The organism is Paradesulfitobacterium aromaticivorans, from assembly GCF_054657415.1.
In genome coordinates this window covers 279,937-298,416 of the sequence record NZ_BAAHYT010000008.1, presented here as the reverse complement: position 1 = coordinate 298,416, position 18,480 = coordinate 279,937, and the positions used below count along the sequence as shown (strand labels likewise).

Sequence of the window (18,480 nt, the reverse complement as noted above, 5' to 3'; positions counted from 1 at the left end):
AGGGTTACGGTTATAATGAATGAAATTAATCCACGTTTAACCGTCAATTATACTCAGGTCGCGGTTGGTACACTGCTTGAAATCAGTAACATAATAAACATGGAGGGTTCGTTCGAGACAGTCCTTGAGTATGTAATTGATGTGATGAAGAATATGGTAGGAGCAACGGGGGCGGGACTTGTCCTGTATGACCAGGAGAAGAAGAGTCTGGTGTTGCAGGAACCGGCTTTTGGAGTGTCAGACCGGAATCTGATTAGTTTGTATCAAGTATCGATGGACGATGGGGGTAACGCCGTTAACGTTTTTAAAACAAAAACCCCATACTGGTCAAACGATGTGCAGGAGGATCCTATTATCATCCAAAGGCTGGCCAAAGCTTTTAAGCTGCGCAATATTGTGACCGTTCCGGTTTCAACGGTTCACGAGTGCTATGGAGTTTTTCATGTAATTAATAAGCCTACAGGGTTTACGGAAGAAGACGTAAGTTTGATTAAGCTCCTGGTTTCTCAAATTGCGGCAACTTTGCGCAATGCCTGGCAGTTAAATGAGATAAAAAATCAGGAGTTGGAGTCGAGAGCTCTCCTACAGCTTAGAAACTGGACATTGGGTGACGTTGCCGAATTGCTGAATAATGCGCTTATCCAAATGTGTAAGGTGGTAAAGGAAGCCGATGCTGTTGCTATCGGGGTTGAAGGAAGAGCCCGGTTAGTTATAGGGAAGACTCAACCTGAAATAACCGAGCCAATCATTAAGGACCCGGAATTTTGGTCAAAACTGGTGAGCGCTGGTTATGCCACTCATCCCAAATTAGTAGAACTTTCCCCCAAAGCTAATCTAATTGCCGTAGAACAATGGGCTCGGCGTCATGGGTATTTATATAGTATGAGCATTCCTATTAGATCTGAAGATAAACTTTGGGGTATGATTTGGGTTTGGCGCAAGCAGGAGGTAAATTTGGATCCTCGCCAGCTCCGCTTTTTAAGCCTGGTTGCCGGGCACTTAGCTATGGCTTTACACAACCGAAGTTTATTTGAGAAGGAAAAGGCCACAGCCAAAGAATTAAAAAGGATTTTTTCTTTGCACGAGCGTTTGAGCAAAGTGCTGACAGATGAAACAGGCATCGAAGGGATTACCCAGCAGTTAGCCGGATATCTTGGATTGCCGGTAATTTTCGGCACCAAAACCGGCCACCAACGGGTTGTTGTACCCTTTGATGATTCCTATGCCAATCAGTTTGACTTGCTCGGCGAAGTACAAAAGTATTTAAAATCTAATAAGCAGGCCGTGAACCAAAAAGGGCCGGTGCGGGTAACCGCACAGATCGGTGGCATATCCCTTCCGGCAATTCTGGCTCCGATCAAGTCTGGTCGCGAAATTCTGGGTTTTCTGGGGATCTTAGAAAAAGGCCGGATTTTAGACAAACTGGATTGGCTGGCAGTCGAAAAAGCGGTAACCTACTATGCTTTAGAACTTATGAAATCCAATATTTCTTTTGAAGTGGAACAAAATCTCAAGGTGGAATTCATTAGCTCTTTGCTAAAGGGGGAAATAAGTTCCCCGAGCGAGGTGGGACAAAGGGCAGCGTCTTTCGGGTTAGACCCTTCAGTTCCGTATATAATAGTCATTTTTGATATCAATTTCTTATCAGGCGCTGAGCGTGATCATCCTAATGATGAACAGAGAACCTTCCGTTTCAAAAGACGGCTTTTAAGGGAAATTACGAATTACCTGGATGTCTATCGACAGGGGACTGCCGCTATCAATATGGGTAGCCAAATGATCGTAGTTATCCCGGGTACCGGCGCCAAACCGTCCGAGGAATATATAGATCGTAAACTTGCCACGGATTTAGCCGGACTGCTAAAGACAAAATACCGGCTGCTAGTTTCGGTTGGCGTAAGTACCCCAGCGCAAAATATTATGGAGTTTGCCAAGGCTTTTCGGGAGGCGGAGATGTGTATCAACTACTTAAATAAGACCGCCAAACAAGGGCAAATAATGTTTTACCGCGATATGGGAATTTACAAATTACTGGTTAACCTTGATCTAGACATTACCCAAGAATTTATCAAGGATTTACTGGGAGGTTTATTAACAGTAGAAGAAGACAAGAAAATCGAGCTTCTAAAAACGATTGAGGTTTATTTGGATAATGAATGCAACTTAAAAAACAGTGCTGCCATCCTTCATATTCATCCTAATACTTTGCGCTATAGAATTAGCCAGATAGAGCACTTGACAGGTTTAAACTTGGTTAGCCTTAATGATCGAGCTAACGTGCATCTGGCAATACGGTTGATGAATTTAATAACATAGGTAAAAGAAGGGATAAGCGGCATTTCATCTTTTGAAAAGTAACAACTTCTAGGGATTCATTCTCAGGAGTTGTTGTTTTCAAAATACAAAAAGAGGATAAGAGATTTGGTATCAACGTACAATGATTTTCTTTTTAAGACAAAGTAGAATAATCTATAAAATCAGTATTTTCTGAATTAACTGAAAGGAGGTTTCGATATGCGTCAATATTTTGATCCTGAAATTGAAACAATGTCTCCGGTTAAGCTGAAAGAATAGGAAAGTGAGTTGATTCAACATCAACTAGCATATGTGGGTTAGTATTCAGGATCTTTTGTACAGAATTAGATCTGTAACCAAATGATGAGGAGGAATTCAGGGTGAAGAAAAAAGTATTGGCGTTTACTCTTATTGCATTGTTGTTATTATCAGTGGCAGGGTGTGGTCAACAGGCAGCCACAAGTACGAGCGACACCAGTAATCCGCCGATAGTCTTAGGAGTGCCCACTGCTCTAGGGACCATTGAAGGTGCGGACTCGCTGAAAGCGGTACAACTGGCTGTCGAGGAAATTAATGCCCAGGGAGGGATCAATGTTGGAGGAGTCAAAAGGATGTTTAAAGTGGAGTCGATTGACACCCGCGAAGCTGAACCTAACGTCCCGATGAACGATGCCTTATCAGCCCTGCAAAAGTTGATAGACGAGAAAAAGCCCTCGGCTATCGTGGTCGGGGCGTTTCGGTCCGAAGTTTTAATGGCTGAAATGGATTTAATCGCCAAGGCGAAGATACCCTATATCGATGCCATTGCTTCAACCCCAGAATTTGAAAAAAATGTTGCGAGCAAAAAGGACAGCTATAAGTACATGTTCCGGGCCAATCCAAGTTCAGTCAGCTTAGTGTCCAATTTGTACAAAAGCCTTGATTATATCGGTAAGCAGTTTAAGATGAATAAAGTCTATTTTATAACTCAAGATGTGGCTTGGGCTAATGCAACGACAAACGGGGTTGAGAAAATGGCCAAGGACAACGGCTGGACCGTGGTGGGACATGATGCCTATCCCGGAGGTTCTGCGGATTTCTCTTCATCTCTAGCCAAAGCTAAGAATGCTGGTACTGAAGTGATTGTGCCCATGTTTGATATGCCGGAATCGGGCAACCTGCTAAAACAGGCGAAGGCTATGAAAGTGCCTGCTTTGCTGGCAGGATTCATTAGCCCGGTTGCCCCTGAATCTGCGGGGAAAACATTTGGCTCTGATGTTAACGGATTAGTCAATTTATTATTTGAAAGCGGGCCATTGTCTGTCAAAGCACTGCCGAAAACGGTCACTTTTCTTGATGGTTATGGCAAGAAATACGGGCAAGAGGCTCGCAATAAAATGGCCGGTCACGGTCCGGGACCAGCGTATGATTCGGTCTATATGATTGCGGAGGCGATTAAACGGGCTGGAAGTGTTGAACCGGATGCAGTTGTCGCTGCTTTGGAAAAGACGGATATGGATGGGGTAATCGGTCATATCAAGTTTAATGAAAACCATCAGGTTATTTATGGCACGGATCCTAAAGCCACGGCAATCAGTGCGGTTTTCCAATGGCTGAACGGAGTAAGGGTGCCGGTATTCCCTGAAGGGATTGCGGAAGGGAAGATCGAACTCCCAACAAAATAGTGGTTCATAGGGTGGTTACCGTTTAATACAGGATAGTTTATGCTCCCGTTACGTAATTGCCGAGGGGTGCCTGCGGGTCAGTTGCAGCACCCCCATTATATTTTGGAGGTGGATCAGCTTCATGGCCATGAACTTTCTTATCTTTGGTCTAGTAAATAGTGTCGTGCTTATTCTTTCCGCACTGGGTTTCAGCTTGACATTTGGTCTAAGCGGAGTGGCCAATTTTGCGCACGGAGGGTTATACCTTACTGCCGGTTTCATTGCTTGGATGTTAATCAATTACGTGGGACTCCCCCCGCTTGTGGCGATGCTGCTTACGATTGGAATAACCGGCTTGATTGGAGTTCTGATTTACCGTTTGGTTATTATGCCGGTGCGGGGGATTCCTTTATCTGAAGTCATTGCCACGATGGCCCTCGGGGTGGCGTTCATTGAATTTTTCCGGTACAAAGGTTTTGTTACGTATGATTTTAATTTACCCCCGCTTGTTAACGGTGGTTTGGACTTAGCCGGTGTAAGTATTGATTATCAGCGTTTAGTAATCGTCGGAGTCGGCTTATTACTGGCAGTTGTCCTTTGGTATTTTACCCATCATACGAAGATTGGTTTGGCTTTACGCGGGATGTCCCAAGACGAGTATACCGCTTTATCTCTGGGTATTGAGTCTGACTGGGCAGCTATGTTAAGTCTTGGCTTAGGTGCGGCCTTGGCTGCAGTGGCAGCCATGGTCATTTTACCCTTGGGTATCATCTCCATAAACATGGGCTATGATGTTTTATTGCTTGCCCTTTCAGTCACTGTGCTAGGGGGGCTGGAAAGTACGATCGGTTTGATCGTGGGCAGCATCTTGGTTGGTTATGCCATGGTTTTTACCAGCTCGTACCTTGGTCCTCAATGGGGGCAGGTAGTCTATCTGGCGGCCATCGTCCTGGTATTGGCAATTAAACCATCGGGATTGTTCGGGAAATCTAAAGAACTGGAGGAGAGAGTGTGAGCTATATAGCCTTTCGCAAGGAGAGGATAGATCGGGGAATTAAAGTTCGCTCTGACGACATTTTTATTCTCGCTTCCCTCCGGGATTTAATGTATGCAACCTTGCCCAAGGGGATCGCTGTGGTCTTGCTGGTTGTGTTTCCCCTCTTAAAAGATCAGGTTGGTACCTATTGGGAAAATGTTCTTGTGACGACGATTATTATTGCTTTGCTTAGCCTCAGTTGGGATCTTTTATCTTCCGTGGGGCTGGTTTCCCTCGGTCAGGCGTTGTTCTTTGGGATAGGAGCGTATCTAACCGGCTGGCTCAGCCGCACTTTTGAATTAACTCCGCTGGTCAGCATTCCTCTAGCCACCTTGGGAGGCGCTCTGATCGCAACCATCTTTCTGTTTCCTGTTTTGCGCCTGCGAGGGATTTATTTTGGGCTGATCACCTTTGCTTTACCGTTGCTATTTGCCCGGGTCATTGAGGTCACAAAAATCCTAGGAGGGACGGAAGGTCTTAACAGAATTTCTCCTTTGCCTGGTCTGACAACGGAACTCTATATACTTATTGCGGTGCTCTTAATCTCCATCTACGCTTACCATCGTTTAATGACGTCTAATTACGGCCTTGTCTTACAGGCTATACGGGATAATGACCGGGCTGTGATTGCGGCGGGGATCGACGTGCAGCGCCTTAAAGCTCAGGCTGTGTTCTTAGCCGCTTTGCCGGCAACTTTTGCGGGAGCGTTTCTGACGCATCATTTTCAGGTCGTTGGCATGCAATCATTTGCCCTTGATTATTCGATTTTGCCTTTGACCAGCGCGATTGTAGGTGGGGCCGGGAGTTTCATTGGAAGTGTGCTGGGTGCATTTCTCATGATACCACTGTCTGAATTCCTGCGGGAATTTGCTTCTTTACGGGTTGTAATTTATTCCTTGCTTTTACTTGTTTTTGCAGTCGGCTTGCCCGAGGGAATTTTTCCATACTTGCGGCGCAAATATCAACAGTTTGAACGGATTACTTCATTCACAGGGGAGGAGATCAAACGTGGCAACTGAACCTATCTTGCGCGTAGTTGGGTTATCGAAAAGCTTTGGCGGCGAGAAGGCGGCAGACAGTATTAGCTTCGAACTTCTTCCCGGTCAGGCTCTGGGAGTTATAGGCCCTAACGGATCAGGAAAAAGTACCCTCATCAATTTGATTACGGGCTTCCTTAAACCAACAAGTGGTGAAGTATTTTTTAAGGGGAAAAATATTACGGGAATCGCCCCACATAAAGCAGTTGATTTAGGGATTGCCCGTAGTTTTCAGATGTCCAGGCCTTTTTATAATCTGCCGGTATATAAAAATTTGATCATCCCCCTTTCCTCTCCGCGTGCTAACCGCAGCAGCGGCGGCAGGTACGGTGACCGTGATGAGATGGCTATACACTTATTGGAGGACGTCGGTTTCGAACGAGATTCTCAGGTGCCGTACAAAGAAGCAGGAGCCTTGCCCCACGGATATCTTAAACGGCTGGAATTAGCCCGGTGTCTGGCCCTAGAGCCGGAAGTCCTTATTTTGGACGAACTTTTTTCCGGGATGAGTATGTCTGAGATCGCCAGCGTAATTCCACTCTTGGAAAAGATTAAGGAAAGTGGCTGCACCCTGATCATGATTGAGCATCGACTCACTGAGCTGTTTAAGATTATTGACAAGGTAATTGTTCTGAATTTTGGATGTAAAATCGCTGAGGGCAAGCCCGCTGAGGTGATGCAGCTGGAAGAGGTTACGAAAGCCTACCTGGGAAGCGAGGTTGTTACAAGTGCTTGAGGTAAAGAATTTAATGCTCTTTTATGAAAATGCCTTGGCGGTCAATGATTTAGACTTGGAAGTAAAGCCTGGGGAAATTGTGGGAGTATTTGGCTCGAACAGTGCGGGCAAGACCAGCATTTTCAACACGATCGCGGGCTTAACCAACCATTTAAGATCCCGCGAGCAGCGCAAGGGCGGTATGAGGATTACGCTAAACGGACAGATTCGGTTTCTGGGTGAGGATATTTCTTCGTTGAAACCGCGTCAGCGGGTAGAAAGAGGCATCGTCCTCTGCCGCGAGAGGCATCCTGTGTTTCGCAACAATACGGTCGAGGAAAACTTGAAGCTTGGGGGCTATTTGCGGAAGGAACGTGAAATAGAAGAAGGGATGAAGCTTGTCTATGAAATCTTCCCTCCGCTTACGCGGCTGAAGCAAAGAAAGGCTGGTATGCTGAGCGGCGGGGAAAAGGAAATGGTCGCCATCGGCATGGCCTTGATTGCGAAACCTAAACTATTGTTGTTAGACGAACCTTTGCTTGGCTTAAGCCCTCATATGCAACAAGAAGTGGTCAGAGCTGCCGTGCGTATTCGTGAGCATGGGGTAACCATATTGATTTCTGAGCAATACGCCAGACCGATTATGCCTGTGGTAGACCGGGCTTATATCATTGAAAACGGGACCATGGTAATTGGCGGAACAAGCCGTGAGCTTATGGAAAACCCCGAGGTTAAATCAGCCTACTTCGGTAGTTAATGAGGAGGGGGGATAGAGAATGCACGAGAAACCGACGTATATCGATCAGGCATTTCGCCAATCTGTGGCCAAGCGACCTGATCACACTGCACTGATTTATCTGGGAGAAAAGTATTCTTATGCCAAACTTGACAGGTTAGTAGACCGTGTGGCGGGGTCCCTTTATATTCTAGGCGTGAGACAGGGAGAACGCATCATCATCTATGCTCCCCATTGCCCGCAGTGGGTTGTAGCCTGGCTGGCCATTCAGCGCCTGGGTGCAGTAGCAATACCGGTTACGCATTTTTACGGGGCCAAGGATTTGCTCTATATCGCCAATGACAGTGGTGCTGAAACAATATTCTGTATGGATACTAATTTTGGGTATGTAGATAAAGTTGCCGCAGTTTCTAAATTAAAGCGTATTATCGTCACTACTTTGGTTGATTTATTGCCGGTCTGGAAAAAGGCTGTCGGGCGTGTGCTCGACCGGGTACCCACCGGAAAATTCGACACAAAACGGGAGTACATCCATACCTTCCTCAGTTTGCTGCAAGGTAAAGATACTTGTCCTGCCCCATCCCTTAGCGCCCAGGAGTTTGCGGAAATGCTTTATACCGGCGGCACCACCGGCTATCCCAAGGGCGTGCCAATTTCTAACGCTTTGTTATTGGAAAGCAGTTTGGAGCAGCGCCACACCAGCAGCAACCTAATTCCGATTGGAGAGGATATCGTCCTTCAAGGCGCACCTCTAAATCATATTCTCGGGCAGGTCGTTGGTTTCGGTGCCCTTTTTTCGGGTGAGACCTTGGTCTTGCTGCCCAAAATGGGCCTGGACGCGGTATTTGATCACTTTAAGCGCTATCAGGTTAAATCATTTTTGGGGACTCCAACTGTCTATCGCATGATGCTTGAACACGACCGAATTGATCACTATGATCTCTCGAGCCTTAAGTACCTATTCTGTGCGGGGGATGTCATGCCGCAAGAGATCGCTAATCGATGGCTGAAGCGTTTTGGCATGCCGCTGTATCAAGGATATGGTGCCACCGAAACCTGTGGTGGTGTAGCTTTGACCAGACCGGATGATGAAATCCCCGTGGGAACTGCCGGTAAAATCATATCTTTTCAACGGGTTAAATTGGTCAACCCTGATACGATGAAAGAAGTTGCCCCTGGGGAACCCGGAGAATTACTAGTTTCCTCTCCTAATATGGTACGTGGGTATTGGAACAAGCCGGAGGAAACTGCGGCTCACTTCGTGGAATTAGACGGACAACTTTGGTATGTCACCGGTGACATTGTGCGCATCAATGACGAAGGCTGGCTTTTCTTTATGGATCGCTCGGTGGATATCATTAAGCATAAAGGCTACCGGGTTGCCGCCTCCAAAGTCGATGCCGTGCTTCAGGAACATCCTGCGGTGGTTGAGGCATCAACGGTAGGGATTCCTGACTCCTCTGTCGGGGAAAGAATAAAATCTTTTGTCGTTTTGAAAAACGATGTCAAAGGGGTCAGCGCCTATGAACTTACTCGCTGGTGTAAAGAACGTCTGGCCTCGTACGAAGTTCCGGCCTATATTGAGTTCCGCGACATGCTGCCTAAATCAAAGGTGGGTAAAATTTTGCGGCGAGAATTGCGCAGTGAAGAACGCCGTAAGCTAGAGGTATCCTAAAAGTGGCTTCGCCCTGAACCGAGTGCGCACTGCGCCGCTACTCTTAAGCAACCGCAACAGCTCCTGGGGGATTTATTCTCAGGAGCTGTTATCATCCTACTCTGATTGTTCCAGGGTAAGTTAAACGGATTTTTGTTTCCTAAGGACAAAAAAACATCAAGTAGATTGGCATAAAGATACAATGATTTTTCTGGCGCAAATAATTAGAATTATAATAAAAATCAATATATTCAAAATTAACTGAAAGGATGTTCCGTATGCACCAATATTTTGATCCTGAGATTGAAACCATGTCCCCGGCTAAGCTAAATGAATGGGAAAGCGAGTTGATCAAGAAGCAATTAGCCTATGTCATGCAAAATTCTCCCTTTTATCAACGTAAGTTTGCCGAAGCCGGCGTAAACCCGGAAAAAGTGAAAAGAATTGAAGATCTGGCCCAGCTTCCTTTTACGACCAAAGAAGAATTGCGCCGCAGCCAGGAGGAAGCGCCTCCGTTGGGTCTGCACGCGGCAGCCCCCATGGAAAAGATAATCCGGATCCATTCTTCATCCGGAACTACCGGCCGGCCCAGCTATGTGGGTATTACGAACAATGACCACCGCAACTGGACCCGGACAGTAGCCAGGGTGTATTACGCCGAGGGTGTGCGCCCGGAAAGCAAGGTTATTCACGGTTTCGGACTCGGCTTTTTTGTCGGTGGTCTTCCCTTAAAGGATGCGATCGAGTCTATTGGTGCAACTTTTATTCCGATCGGAACCGGGGCTTCGGACCGGTTGTACAATTCAATCCGTGATATTAAGGCAGATGTTCTAACTTGTACACCATCTTATGCGCTTTATCTCGCGGAATACATCAGAGAAAAATTCGACACTGACCCGGCAACCCTGGGTATTAAGAAAGTCATGTGCGGGGCGGAGCCGGGAGGCGGGATCCCGAGTATCCGCAGGCGCATTGAAGAGGACTGGGGTGCGACCGTAACTGAGGGATTGGGGAATGCCGATATGGGTCCGGTCATTTTCGGCGAATGCGGAGAATCAGAGGGTATGCATTTCTGTGGGCAGGGATTCGTGCATTGCGAAATTATCGATCCGGACACGGGCGAGGTCTTGCCGCTTGAAGATGGGGTGAGAGGTGAATTAGTGTATACCTCGCTCAACCGGGAATGTGTGCCCTTAATCCGGTTCCGCACCCGCGATCATGTAGAAGTTTGGAACGACCGTTGTTCCTGCGGGCGAACCGGGTTTAGGATGCGCTGCATTGGGCGTACGGATGACATGTTGATTGTGCTCGGTGTAAACGTCTTCCCCTCTGCGATCAAAGACGTTATCGGTAGTTTGCGGCCGCTGACCACAGGGGAAATCCAGGTCTTGCTGCCTGAGCCTGGTCCTAAAGTAGAGCCACCGCTGCGAATTAAGGTGGAATACGGTTCAGATCATGAGGTCGAACTGCCACAGTTGAAAAAGCAAGTTGAAGGGTTGCTGCGGGACAAACTTATTTTCAGTCCGAACGTAGAACTTGTCCCGCCGGGTACATTGCCACGGTATGAGATGAAAGCACAGCTAATCAAGAAGCTGTGGCTGGAAAACGCCTAAACTTGGAAGGGGGATTTTTGCCAGATGTACACTGTGGATATTGATATCGGAGGAACTTTAACGGATGGCTTAATCTATGACGGCAGTCATGCTTTGGCGGTCAAGGTTGACACAACCCCACACGACTTCACGGTCTGTTTGATGGATTGCCTGCACAAGGGCGCGGAAAAAGCAGGGTTTGAAAACCTGTCTGATTTTCTGGCCGAGGTTGAAGTCTTGCGCTGGTCCTCAACCATTACCACCAATGTTTTGGCGGAAAAGAAGGGTCCTAAACTTGGTCTGCTTGTGGCTACAGGACAGGAAGCGAACTTTTATGGACATGGGCCAAGTGCCACCCTAGGGGAAATCATTGATCCGGAAAATGTAACCGGACTGGAAAATGACTTTACAGACGAAGAACTCCTGGGCGTTGTGAAAAAGCTCTTGGAGAATGGCGTGCGGCGGATATGCATCAGCCTCAATGGAGCTTTGTTTGATGATTCCAGAGAAAAACGGATCAAGAAAATCATTCAAGATCAATATCTTGACCATTATGTCGGGGCTGTCCCGGTGCTGACCGGGTCAGAACTGATAAAACATCCTGATGACCAGACGCGCACCCATATGGCCTTAATCAATGCCTATATCCATGGCCCTTTAGCTGTAACCTTATTCAAAGCTGAAGATGAGATTAAAGATCAATACGGGTATGAACGCCCGCTGTTAATCGGGAATGTAGCGGGTGGGGTGGCTAGGATTTCCAAGACCCGGGCAGTTGACACCTTGGAATCGGGACCGATTTTCGGAATTCATGCCAGTGCTTATTATGCACGGGAGTATGGTCTGGAAAATGTTGTTTCTCTTGATGTTGGGGGTACCACCAGCAAGGTGGGAGTTATCAGAAACGGACGACCATTATTGACTGAAAATACTGACATTTTTGGTATTCCGGTTAAGACCCCTGCCATCTTGCTGCGCTCGAACTCTATTGGCGGGGGGAGTATAGCCCGGGTAGGCAAGGGACGAAGCCTAACTTTAGGCCCGGAAAGCATGGGAGCATATCCCGGACCCGCCTGTTATGACATGGGCGGTGAGGAGGCTACGCTCACAGATGCTTTTGTGGTCTTAGGTCTCGTTAACCCTGAGTTCTTCCTGCAAGGGCAAAGAAACCTTAATGTCGACAGAGCCAACCAAGTGATTGCTGATAAAATTGCCACTCCCTTGGGTGTGTCGGTTAAGGAAGCTGCTGAGGCCATTGTCGATGTAGCTGCGCGGGAGATTGCAGCTAAAGTCTCGGAGACATTAGGGGAAGCCGGTGTTGACGGTATCAGGCAGGTTGGCATGTTTGCGTTTGGCGGCAATGGAGCGCTCTTGGCAAATCCAGTGGCAGCGAAGCTGGGGCTTAAAAATGTTTGGTTATTTAATCTAGGTCCTGTTTTCAGTACCTTAGGCTCTTCTGTTTCAGATATAACCCATCGTTACGAACATGCCCTCTTTATCCCGATCCAAAAAGGCCTTGAGCCTAATGCGTTATCCGCTGTCAAGGGTATGCTGGAAGAGGGGAAGCGTGATTTGCGCGGTGAAGGATTCGACTCAAATGATGGCACTTATCAGTTAGAAGTCGAGGTTGAACAAGCCGGCAGCAAATACAACTTTGAGGTTGCGTTGGAAAATACGGATACTTCAAAACAGCTCGAGGAGTTAAAAGACTGGTGGCAGAGTAATTTGGCTGACTCCGAGGGGGTAATCAGGTTTATGCGGCTGACAACGCAATACGTTATGGCGAAGTACGAGCCGCAAATGGCTGAGGAGGCAGAGGATGCCGACCATGAAGCAGTGAAGGACCGGCGCCCGCTCTTCTGGAATCAAAGAGAAATTACAGCCAGTATCTATGACTGGGAAAAGCTCACCTATGGGGATGAGGTCGAAGGGCCGGCCGTCATTGAGGGCAGCCTTACAACTTATTTTGTGCAGCCAGGATGGATTTTGAAGGTCGATCAATTTCATAATGGCCTGTTGTACCAGAAGGAGGGATAACTTTGAAGCTACGGGTAACAGAGTATTTGGATTTAGACTTAGATCAAGAAAAGTGGGGTTGCAACAAGTGCGGGGCAGTTTTGAATGATGCAACCAAAAACTATAAAGAAGCATGCTTGATTCACGAAAGAAATCCTAACGAAGTGCATCGGCCAATTGTTGAAGCAGAGTACAACTTCTCCCCGGATCCCAATTGGGTTCGCATTGTCGAATTTTATTGTCCCAGTTGCGGTGCTCAAATGGAAACAGAGTATCTGCCGCCGGGTCATCCCTTAACTCGTGATATTGAAATTGATGTTGCAGCCTTAAAAGCCCGGGTGCAGAGCAAAGAGCTGGCGATCAAAGAAGGGAGGTTGTACAAAAGCCTATGAAAAGCATTGATATTGATGTCGGAGGGACCTTTACCGATTTGGTCTTACGAAACGGTAAAGAGACAATTATTGCCAAGGCTCCCACTACTCATTATGATTTGTCCGTTTGTTTCATCAATGTAATCGAAGAAGCAGCCAAACGGTTAAAGATTTCGCTGGATGAGCTGCTGGCTGAAACTGAAGTGATCCGCTATTCGACCACGGTTGCCATGAACCGCCTTATTCAGCGCAGCGGGCCGAAACTGGGTCTGATCACGACCGAGGGCCATGAAGATATGGTGCTGATCGGTCGAGGTGCCCAGTGGGTCGATGGGACCAGGGTCGCGGAACGGCGCAACTTAGCCCGTCAGGAGAAGCCCCACCCGCTGATTGCCCGCGATTTAATCGTCGGGGTTAAAGAGCGGGTGGATTCCAATGGTAAAGTGATCCGCCCTCTAGACGAAGAAGATTTGCGTATCAAGATCCACTATTTGGTGGACAAAGGAGTGCGGGGATTCGTAGTCTCCTTACTTTGGTCGTTCGTGAACCCGGAACACGAAAAGAGGGTCAGGGAGATTATCAGAGAAGAGTATAAGGAATACCACGTTGGCTATTTGCCGGTTATTTTGGCCAGTGATGTCTTAGGGAAGTTAGGGGAATACCAGCGCACGATGACCGCAATCTTAGATGCCTATCTCCAGCGGTCATTACAGGTCGAGCTATCCTCAACTTGGGATAAGATCAGGGCTAAAGGGTATAAAGGCACGTTCTTGCTTATTCATAATTCCGGCGGATGTGCCGAGGTATTTAAGACCACAGCCAGCCGCACCTATAACGGCGGGCCGGTGGCCGGGCTGATCGGTTCGCACTATCTGGCCAAGCAATTGGGATATAAAAATGTTGTGGCCAGTGATGTTGGCGGAACCAGCTTTGACATCGGTTTGGTGGTGGAGGATAGCGTTCGCAGTTATGAATTCCGGCCGATTGTGGACCGATGGATGGTCGGGATTACCATGCTGCAGACTCTGTCCATTGGGGCTGGAGGCGGTTCCATCGCCTGGGTTAACAAAAAATTGGGGAATAGGCTTGAGGTCGGTCCGCAAAGTGCAGGTTCCATGCCAGGTCCGGTTTGTTATAACCAAGGGGGCACAGAACCGACGGTGACGGACGCGGATCTGGTGTTAGGCTATGTTGATCCTGATTTTTATTACGGTGGTCGCATGAAGCTTAATAAAGACAAAGCTTTCCGCGCTATTAAGAATAAAATCGCTGATCCTTTGGGGATCTCCGTCCCGGATGCGGCATTCGCCATTAAAAGGTTAGTGGAAGAAAGTATGGCTTCGGCGATCCGCAAAGAAGTTCACTTAAGAGGGTACCAGCCTGAAGATTTTGTTGTGTTTGCTTTTGGCGGGGGTGGACCGACACATGCCGCAGGCTACAAAGGGGATATTGACAAGGTTGTTGTTTTCCCCATGTCTCCCGTGTTCTGCGCCTATGGCTCATCGATCATGGATATGATCCACATTTACGAAACCTCAAAGCGCATGGTCTTTATGGAGCCGGTGACCCGGAAAGTGGTGATTGAGCCGACGGCTTTTAACGAAGCGGTGCGCAGCCTCATGGAAAAAGCCAAGCAGGAGTTGGAAGGGGACGGGTTCAAGGCGGAGCGGGTGATTTTCTCCTTGGAACTCGACATGATTTACGGTGGCCAGGCTCATGTCAAGCGCACAACATCCCCGAAGCTGTTTATTGAAACGGAAGAGGATGCGCAGAAAATCTACGAACATTTTGAAAAGGAATTTGCTGAGTCCTTTAGTCCCTTAGTGGTTAACCCTGAAGGCGGGGTGTTTGTGGAAAACTTCGTACTCAGAGCAATCATTCCCACGGAAAAGGTAAACTTGCCGGTATTTAACCTTGAGGGCACAGATCCAGCTCATGCTCTAAAGGGAAAGCGCGACATGTATTGGGATGGGCTCGGTTTTGTACCTTCAGAAGTGTATGATTTTGATGCTCTGAAACCAGGCAATGTTGTTGCGGGACCGGCGGTAGCGGAGGCTGAATACACGACGATTGTGATTCCACAGACGATGCTTTTAACCATAGACCGGCATGGTCTGGGGATTTTGGAAAGCAAAAAATAAAGGAGGGCAAAGCAATGCCAATACCTACCCTTGAAGAAAAACTGGCTTGGATGAAACCCGCGCCCCCTACAGAGTATGAACTGGCCTGTGTGGAGAAGCTCTCGCTTGGCAGCTATGAAATCGGGGTCCAGCGCACGAATGATATATTGGATGAAGCTATGGAAGTCTTCATGCGTTCCTCACGCAGTTCGATGGGTGTGGCAGGGGATTCCATAGTTAGTCTGTTCACTGCGAACGGGGATTTGGTGAATGCGGCCAGTGGTACTTTTTTACACGGGATGATTCAATCCATTGTCATAAAATATATCCTGAAATACTACTCCGAAAATCCGGGGATAAATGACGGCGATATTTGGTTTACCAATGACGCTGTCTACGGAGGGGTTCATAATCCTGACGTTGTGGTGGTCATGCCGACTTTTTACCATGGACAAATGATTGGCTGGACCGGAGCTGCCCTCCATACCACGGAGACAGGGGCTATTGAGCCAGGAGGGATGTCTGTTAGTGCCAAAACGCGTTTCGAGGAAGGCTTTAACGTTCCACCGTTAAAGATTGGACAAAATTTTATACTAAATAATGATTTTATAGAGATGGCTGCTGCCTTTGGTATTCGGGCTCCGCAAATGGTTGTAGTCGACCTTAAGGCTAGGAGTACGGCCGCTGACCGAGCCAGAACCAGAATTTTGGAATTGGCCGATAAAAAGGGCGTAGAGTATGTTGTGGGTTTATTTCGCAAAATGTTAATTGTAGCCGAACAAAGCGCCCGCGAGCGCATTAGTTCATGGCCGGATGGGAAATACCGGTCGGTTAATTTTAGTGATGGGGTTGGCCCGGCTGAAGGGCTTGTCCGCACTTCCCTCATGATTGAGAAAAAAGGTGACAGGCTTTTGTTTGACTTTTCCGGCACCTCTCCCGAGAACTTTTCCTCTTATAACGCTCACCCTCAAGCAGTTGTGGGTCACGTTTCCAATTTTGTTTATGAGTACGTTTTTCATGACCTGCCGGTTGCGAACAGCGTTTTTGATCCCATTGATTTTTACTTCCCAGAAGGTACATGCCTAAGTCCGGATGTCCGGGCAGCCACCAGTTGTTCGGTCATGATCGCTACCGGAGTCATGAGTGCTGTGCACAATTGTTTTGGCAAAATGATGTTCTGCACGCAGGATTGGCAGCAGGTTACGGCTTCGGCCGGCAATGCCGGCAACGCCTTAGTTGTGGCCGGCTTGTCCCAGTGGAATATGCCCTATGCAGACATGCTGGCATATTCGTTAAACACAGAGGGACAAGGGGGCAAAGCCACCGGGGATGGGGTCAATACTTTTGGTTTCCCATGGGCGGTTTTTGGCAGGGCTCCTGATGTCGAGACGATGGAGAATGAGTTTCCTATGCTCGTGCCCTTCTCCCAACACTGGACCGATTCCTGCGGCCACGGCAAATACCGGGGTGGGGTGGGCTCCGCCCAGCTATGGGTAGCTTATCATGAGCGGGATGTTTGGTTCCTCTGCACCGCAGATAACACTAGGCTGCAAACTCCACAGCCCATTTTTGGCGGTTATGCTCCCTGTACTGTGCCGGGAATCAGCATCCGTAAGGCTGACTTACTAAAACGTATGCTCGCAGGGGAATTTAACGGACGTCTTGATTTAACGGAGATCTTAGATGAACAATCCATTGAGGGCCAATGGATTGTTGAATTCTTTGCCCGCTCAGCGCGGCCGTTTGCCCATGGTGATGTAATCACCATCGCCTTTGCCACAGGTGGAGCCGGTTATGGCGATCCGCTCGAACGTGAGCCGGAACTGGTGCTGCAAGACCTGCAAAACAATATTATTTCTCTTTGGAGCGCAGAAAATATTTATAAAGTTGCCTTGGATTATTCCGGTCGTAAAATAGACCCGATGTTTACCGGTAAATTAAGGCAAGAAGAATATAACCAGCGTTTGGAGCGAGGTCTTAAATACCAGGACTTCCAGGCGCAGTGGTCGCAAAAAATGCCCCCGCAGGAGATTTTACACTCCTTCGGCACCTGGCCCGAGGGGAAACCCGTGCAGATGATCATGCGCGCTTAAAGGAGGTGTTGGTGATGTGTGCCCAGGTTAACCGGGCAATGATGAAAAAGATGGCCAGTGACGGGATTGTACCGGGGGAAACGCTCGTTGCTCCGCAAGTATTCAGTCAGGCTGCCCAAATAGAGAACTTGCCTTTAGAAAAGTTCATTGGTAATGAAACGAAAATTCCGCTGGCCCTGGAAAAACTGCAAGCTCATTTAAAGTTAGGCTGTATGTTTTCGGCTATTTCCAACGATTTATCTGACACTACGTTTAGAGTTAGCCTGGAAACACTGAACCGCCTGCGCACAAGATTTCGTGACAGCCAAATTATTGGTATGGTGTTACCTGGGCCTTTCACAGCGGGTGGCGGGAAAGGGGCAAGTGACTGGAATAATGCCAGTTGGAACGATGTCTTAGATGCCGGGGCAGACCGTTTGAGTCATGTTCTCAGAACCTATTGTGAGCGTGACCCTGATTTTGTTATTGTGCGGGAGGAAGAACTACCGACAGGGTTACCCGAATTTTGGCCCCAGTGGCAGGATGTTATGGAGAGCTTGGGCAATATTATTAGTTACTACCAAGTTCTTCCCATTGTGATGGCCAACAACGGGCACCTGACCGAGATTTCTCAAGCTATAAATGAATGCCCAGGATTTGTGCCCGCTTTCCATCAGGAGAGTGTCCCGGCGATGCAGGCGCAAGGTATACTGGCTCAGAGGCCGTGGGTTCTCGCTCTTGACTTAGATTTCCCGGATAGGCAGCTAGGCCAGGAGGTTCTCGTAAAGGACGCCCTTAGCGGAGAGGCTCGACGGAACTTAGTTATGGTTACCACTGACCGGGAGATCCCTCACAATATAAGTGTCGGAAAGCTTCCCGGGCTCGTACAAAGAATGAAAAGCTTGGTTTCTTAAGAATAGCGCCAATTCCAGCAAGGGGTTGGCGCTTGACATTTGTTTTTGGGTTTTATAGCTGATATTTTACTGCCAGTTTCATGTTTGATTGTACTTAACATACAAAAAGCAGTTCGATTACAGGTGATGGTTGCGAGGCTGGTGTAAAAATACAAAAAAATATTCAGAATAGTTAGACCATTATAGCTTTCGCATGATGAAAAATTCGGGTTGACATAGTACATTCTAGTTAATTGTAACGACTAACTCTTTAGAAAAAACTTTAGCGAAGGAAGAGAT

The 18,480-nt window shown here is 47.7% G+C and carries 13 protein-coding genes; all 13 read left to right on the top strand.

Annotated elements, in window-relative coordinates; genetic code table 11:
• Window positions 1–15: 15 nt before the first annotated feature.
• Window positions 16–2,316, top strand: a complete 2,301-nt coding sequence (locus tag ACYQ2N_RS03670) for a GAF domain-containing protein (protein ID WP_459997574.1) — start codon at window positions 16–18, stop codon at window positions 2,314–2,316.
• A gap of 359 nt (window positions 2,317–2,675) precedes the next feature.
• Window positions 2,676–3,959 carry an ABC transporter substrate-binding protein gene (locus tag ACYQ2N_RS03665; protein ID WP_459997573.1) on the top strand — a complete coding sequence of 428 codons (1,284 nt, stop codon included), beginning with the start codon at window positions 2,676–2,678 and terminating at the stop codon, window positions 3,957–3,959.
• 121 nt (window positions 3,960–4,080) lie between these two features.
• Entirely contained in the window at window positions 4,081–4,953 is an 873-nt protein-coding gene (locus ACYQ2N_RS03660) for a branched-chain amino acid ABC transporter permease (RefSeq protein ID WP_459997572.1), read from the top strand.
• Complete coding sequence (locus tag ACYQ2N_RS03655) at window positions 4,950–5,993, top strand: branched-chain amino acid ABC transporter permease (RefSeq protein WP_459997571.1); 1,044 nt, start codon at window positions 4,950–4,952, stop codon at window positions 5,991–5,993. Before ACYQ2N_RS03660 ends, ACYQ2N_RS03655 begins: the two co-directional genes overlap by 4 nt.
• On the top strand, window positions 5,983–6,747 hold the full coding sequence (locus ACYQ2N_RS03650; protein ID WP_459997570.1) for an ABC transporter ATP-binding protein: 765 nt from the start codon (window positions 5,983–5,985) through the stop codon (window positions 6,745–6,747). Before ACYQ2N_RS03655 ends, ACYQ2N_RS03650 begins: the two co-directional genes overlap by 11 nt.
• Window positions 6,740–7,483 (top strand): ABC transporter ATP-binding protein, encoded by a 744-nt coding sequence (locus ACYQ2N_RS03645; RefSeq protein WP_459997569.1) that lies wholly within the window; start codon window positions 6,740–6,742, stop codon window positions 7,481–7,483. The genes ACYQ2N_RS03650 and ACYQ2N_RS03645 overlap by 8 nt, the downstream gene beginning before the upstream one ends.
• A 19-nt stretch (window positions 7,484–7,502) precedes the next feature.
• Window positions 7,503–9,137 (top strand): class I adenylate-forming enzyme family protein, encoded by a 1,635-nt coding sequence (locus ACYQ2N_RS03640; protein WP_459997568.1) that lies wholly within the window; start codon window positions 7,503–7,505, stop codon window positions 9,135–9,137.
• Window positions 9,138–9,394: 257 nt separating this feature from the next.
• Entirely contained in the window at window positions 9,395–10,729 is a 1,335-nt protein-coding gene (locus tag ACYQ2N_RS03635; RefSeq protein WP_459997567.1) for a phenylacetate--CoA ligase family protein, read from the top strand.
• Window positions 10,730–10,753: 24 nt separating this feature from the next.
• Window positions 10,754–12,745: a hydantoinase/oxoprolinase family protein gene (locus ACYQ2N_RS03630; RefSeq protein WP_459997566.1), complete on the top strand. Its 1,992-nt coding sequence runs from the start codon at window positions 10,754–10,756 to the stop codon at window positions 12,743–12,745.
• 2 nt (window positions 12,746–12,747) lie between these two features.
• Window positions 12,748–13,116 (top strand): acetone carboxylase subunit gamma, encoded by a 369-nt coding sequence (locus ACYQ2N_RS03625; RefSeq protein ID WP_459997565.1) that lies wholly within the window; start codon window positions 12,748–12,750, stop codon window positions 13,114–13,116.
• Window positions 13,113–15,236 (top strand): hydantoinase/oxoprolinase family protein, encoded by a 2,124-nt coding sequence (locus ACYQ2N_RS03620; protein ID WP_459997564.1) that lies wholly within the window; start codon window positions 13,113–13,115, stop codon window positions 15,234–15,236. Before ACYQ2N_RS03625 ends, ACYQ2N_RS03620 begins: the two co-directional genes overlap by 4 nt.
• A 14-nt stretch (window positions 15,237–15,250) precedes the next feature.
• Window positions 15,251–17,308, top strand: a complete 2,058-nt coding sequence (locus ACYQ2N_RS03615; RefSeq protein WP_459997563.1) for a hydantoinase B/oxoprolinase family protein — start codon at window positions 15,251–15,253, stop codon at window positions 17,306–17,308.
• 14 nt (window positions 17,309–17,322) lie between these two features.
• Entirely contained in the window at window positions 17,323–18,201 is an 879-nt protein-coding gene (locus tag ACYQ2N_RS03610; RefSeq protein WP_459997562.1) for a hypothetical protein, read from the top strand.
• The last annotated feature ends 279 nt before the right edge of the window (window positions 18,202–18,480 follow it).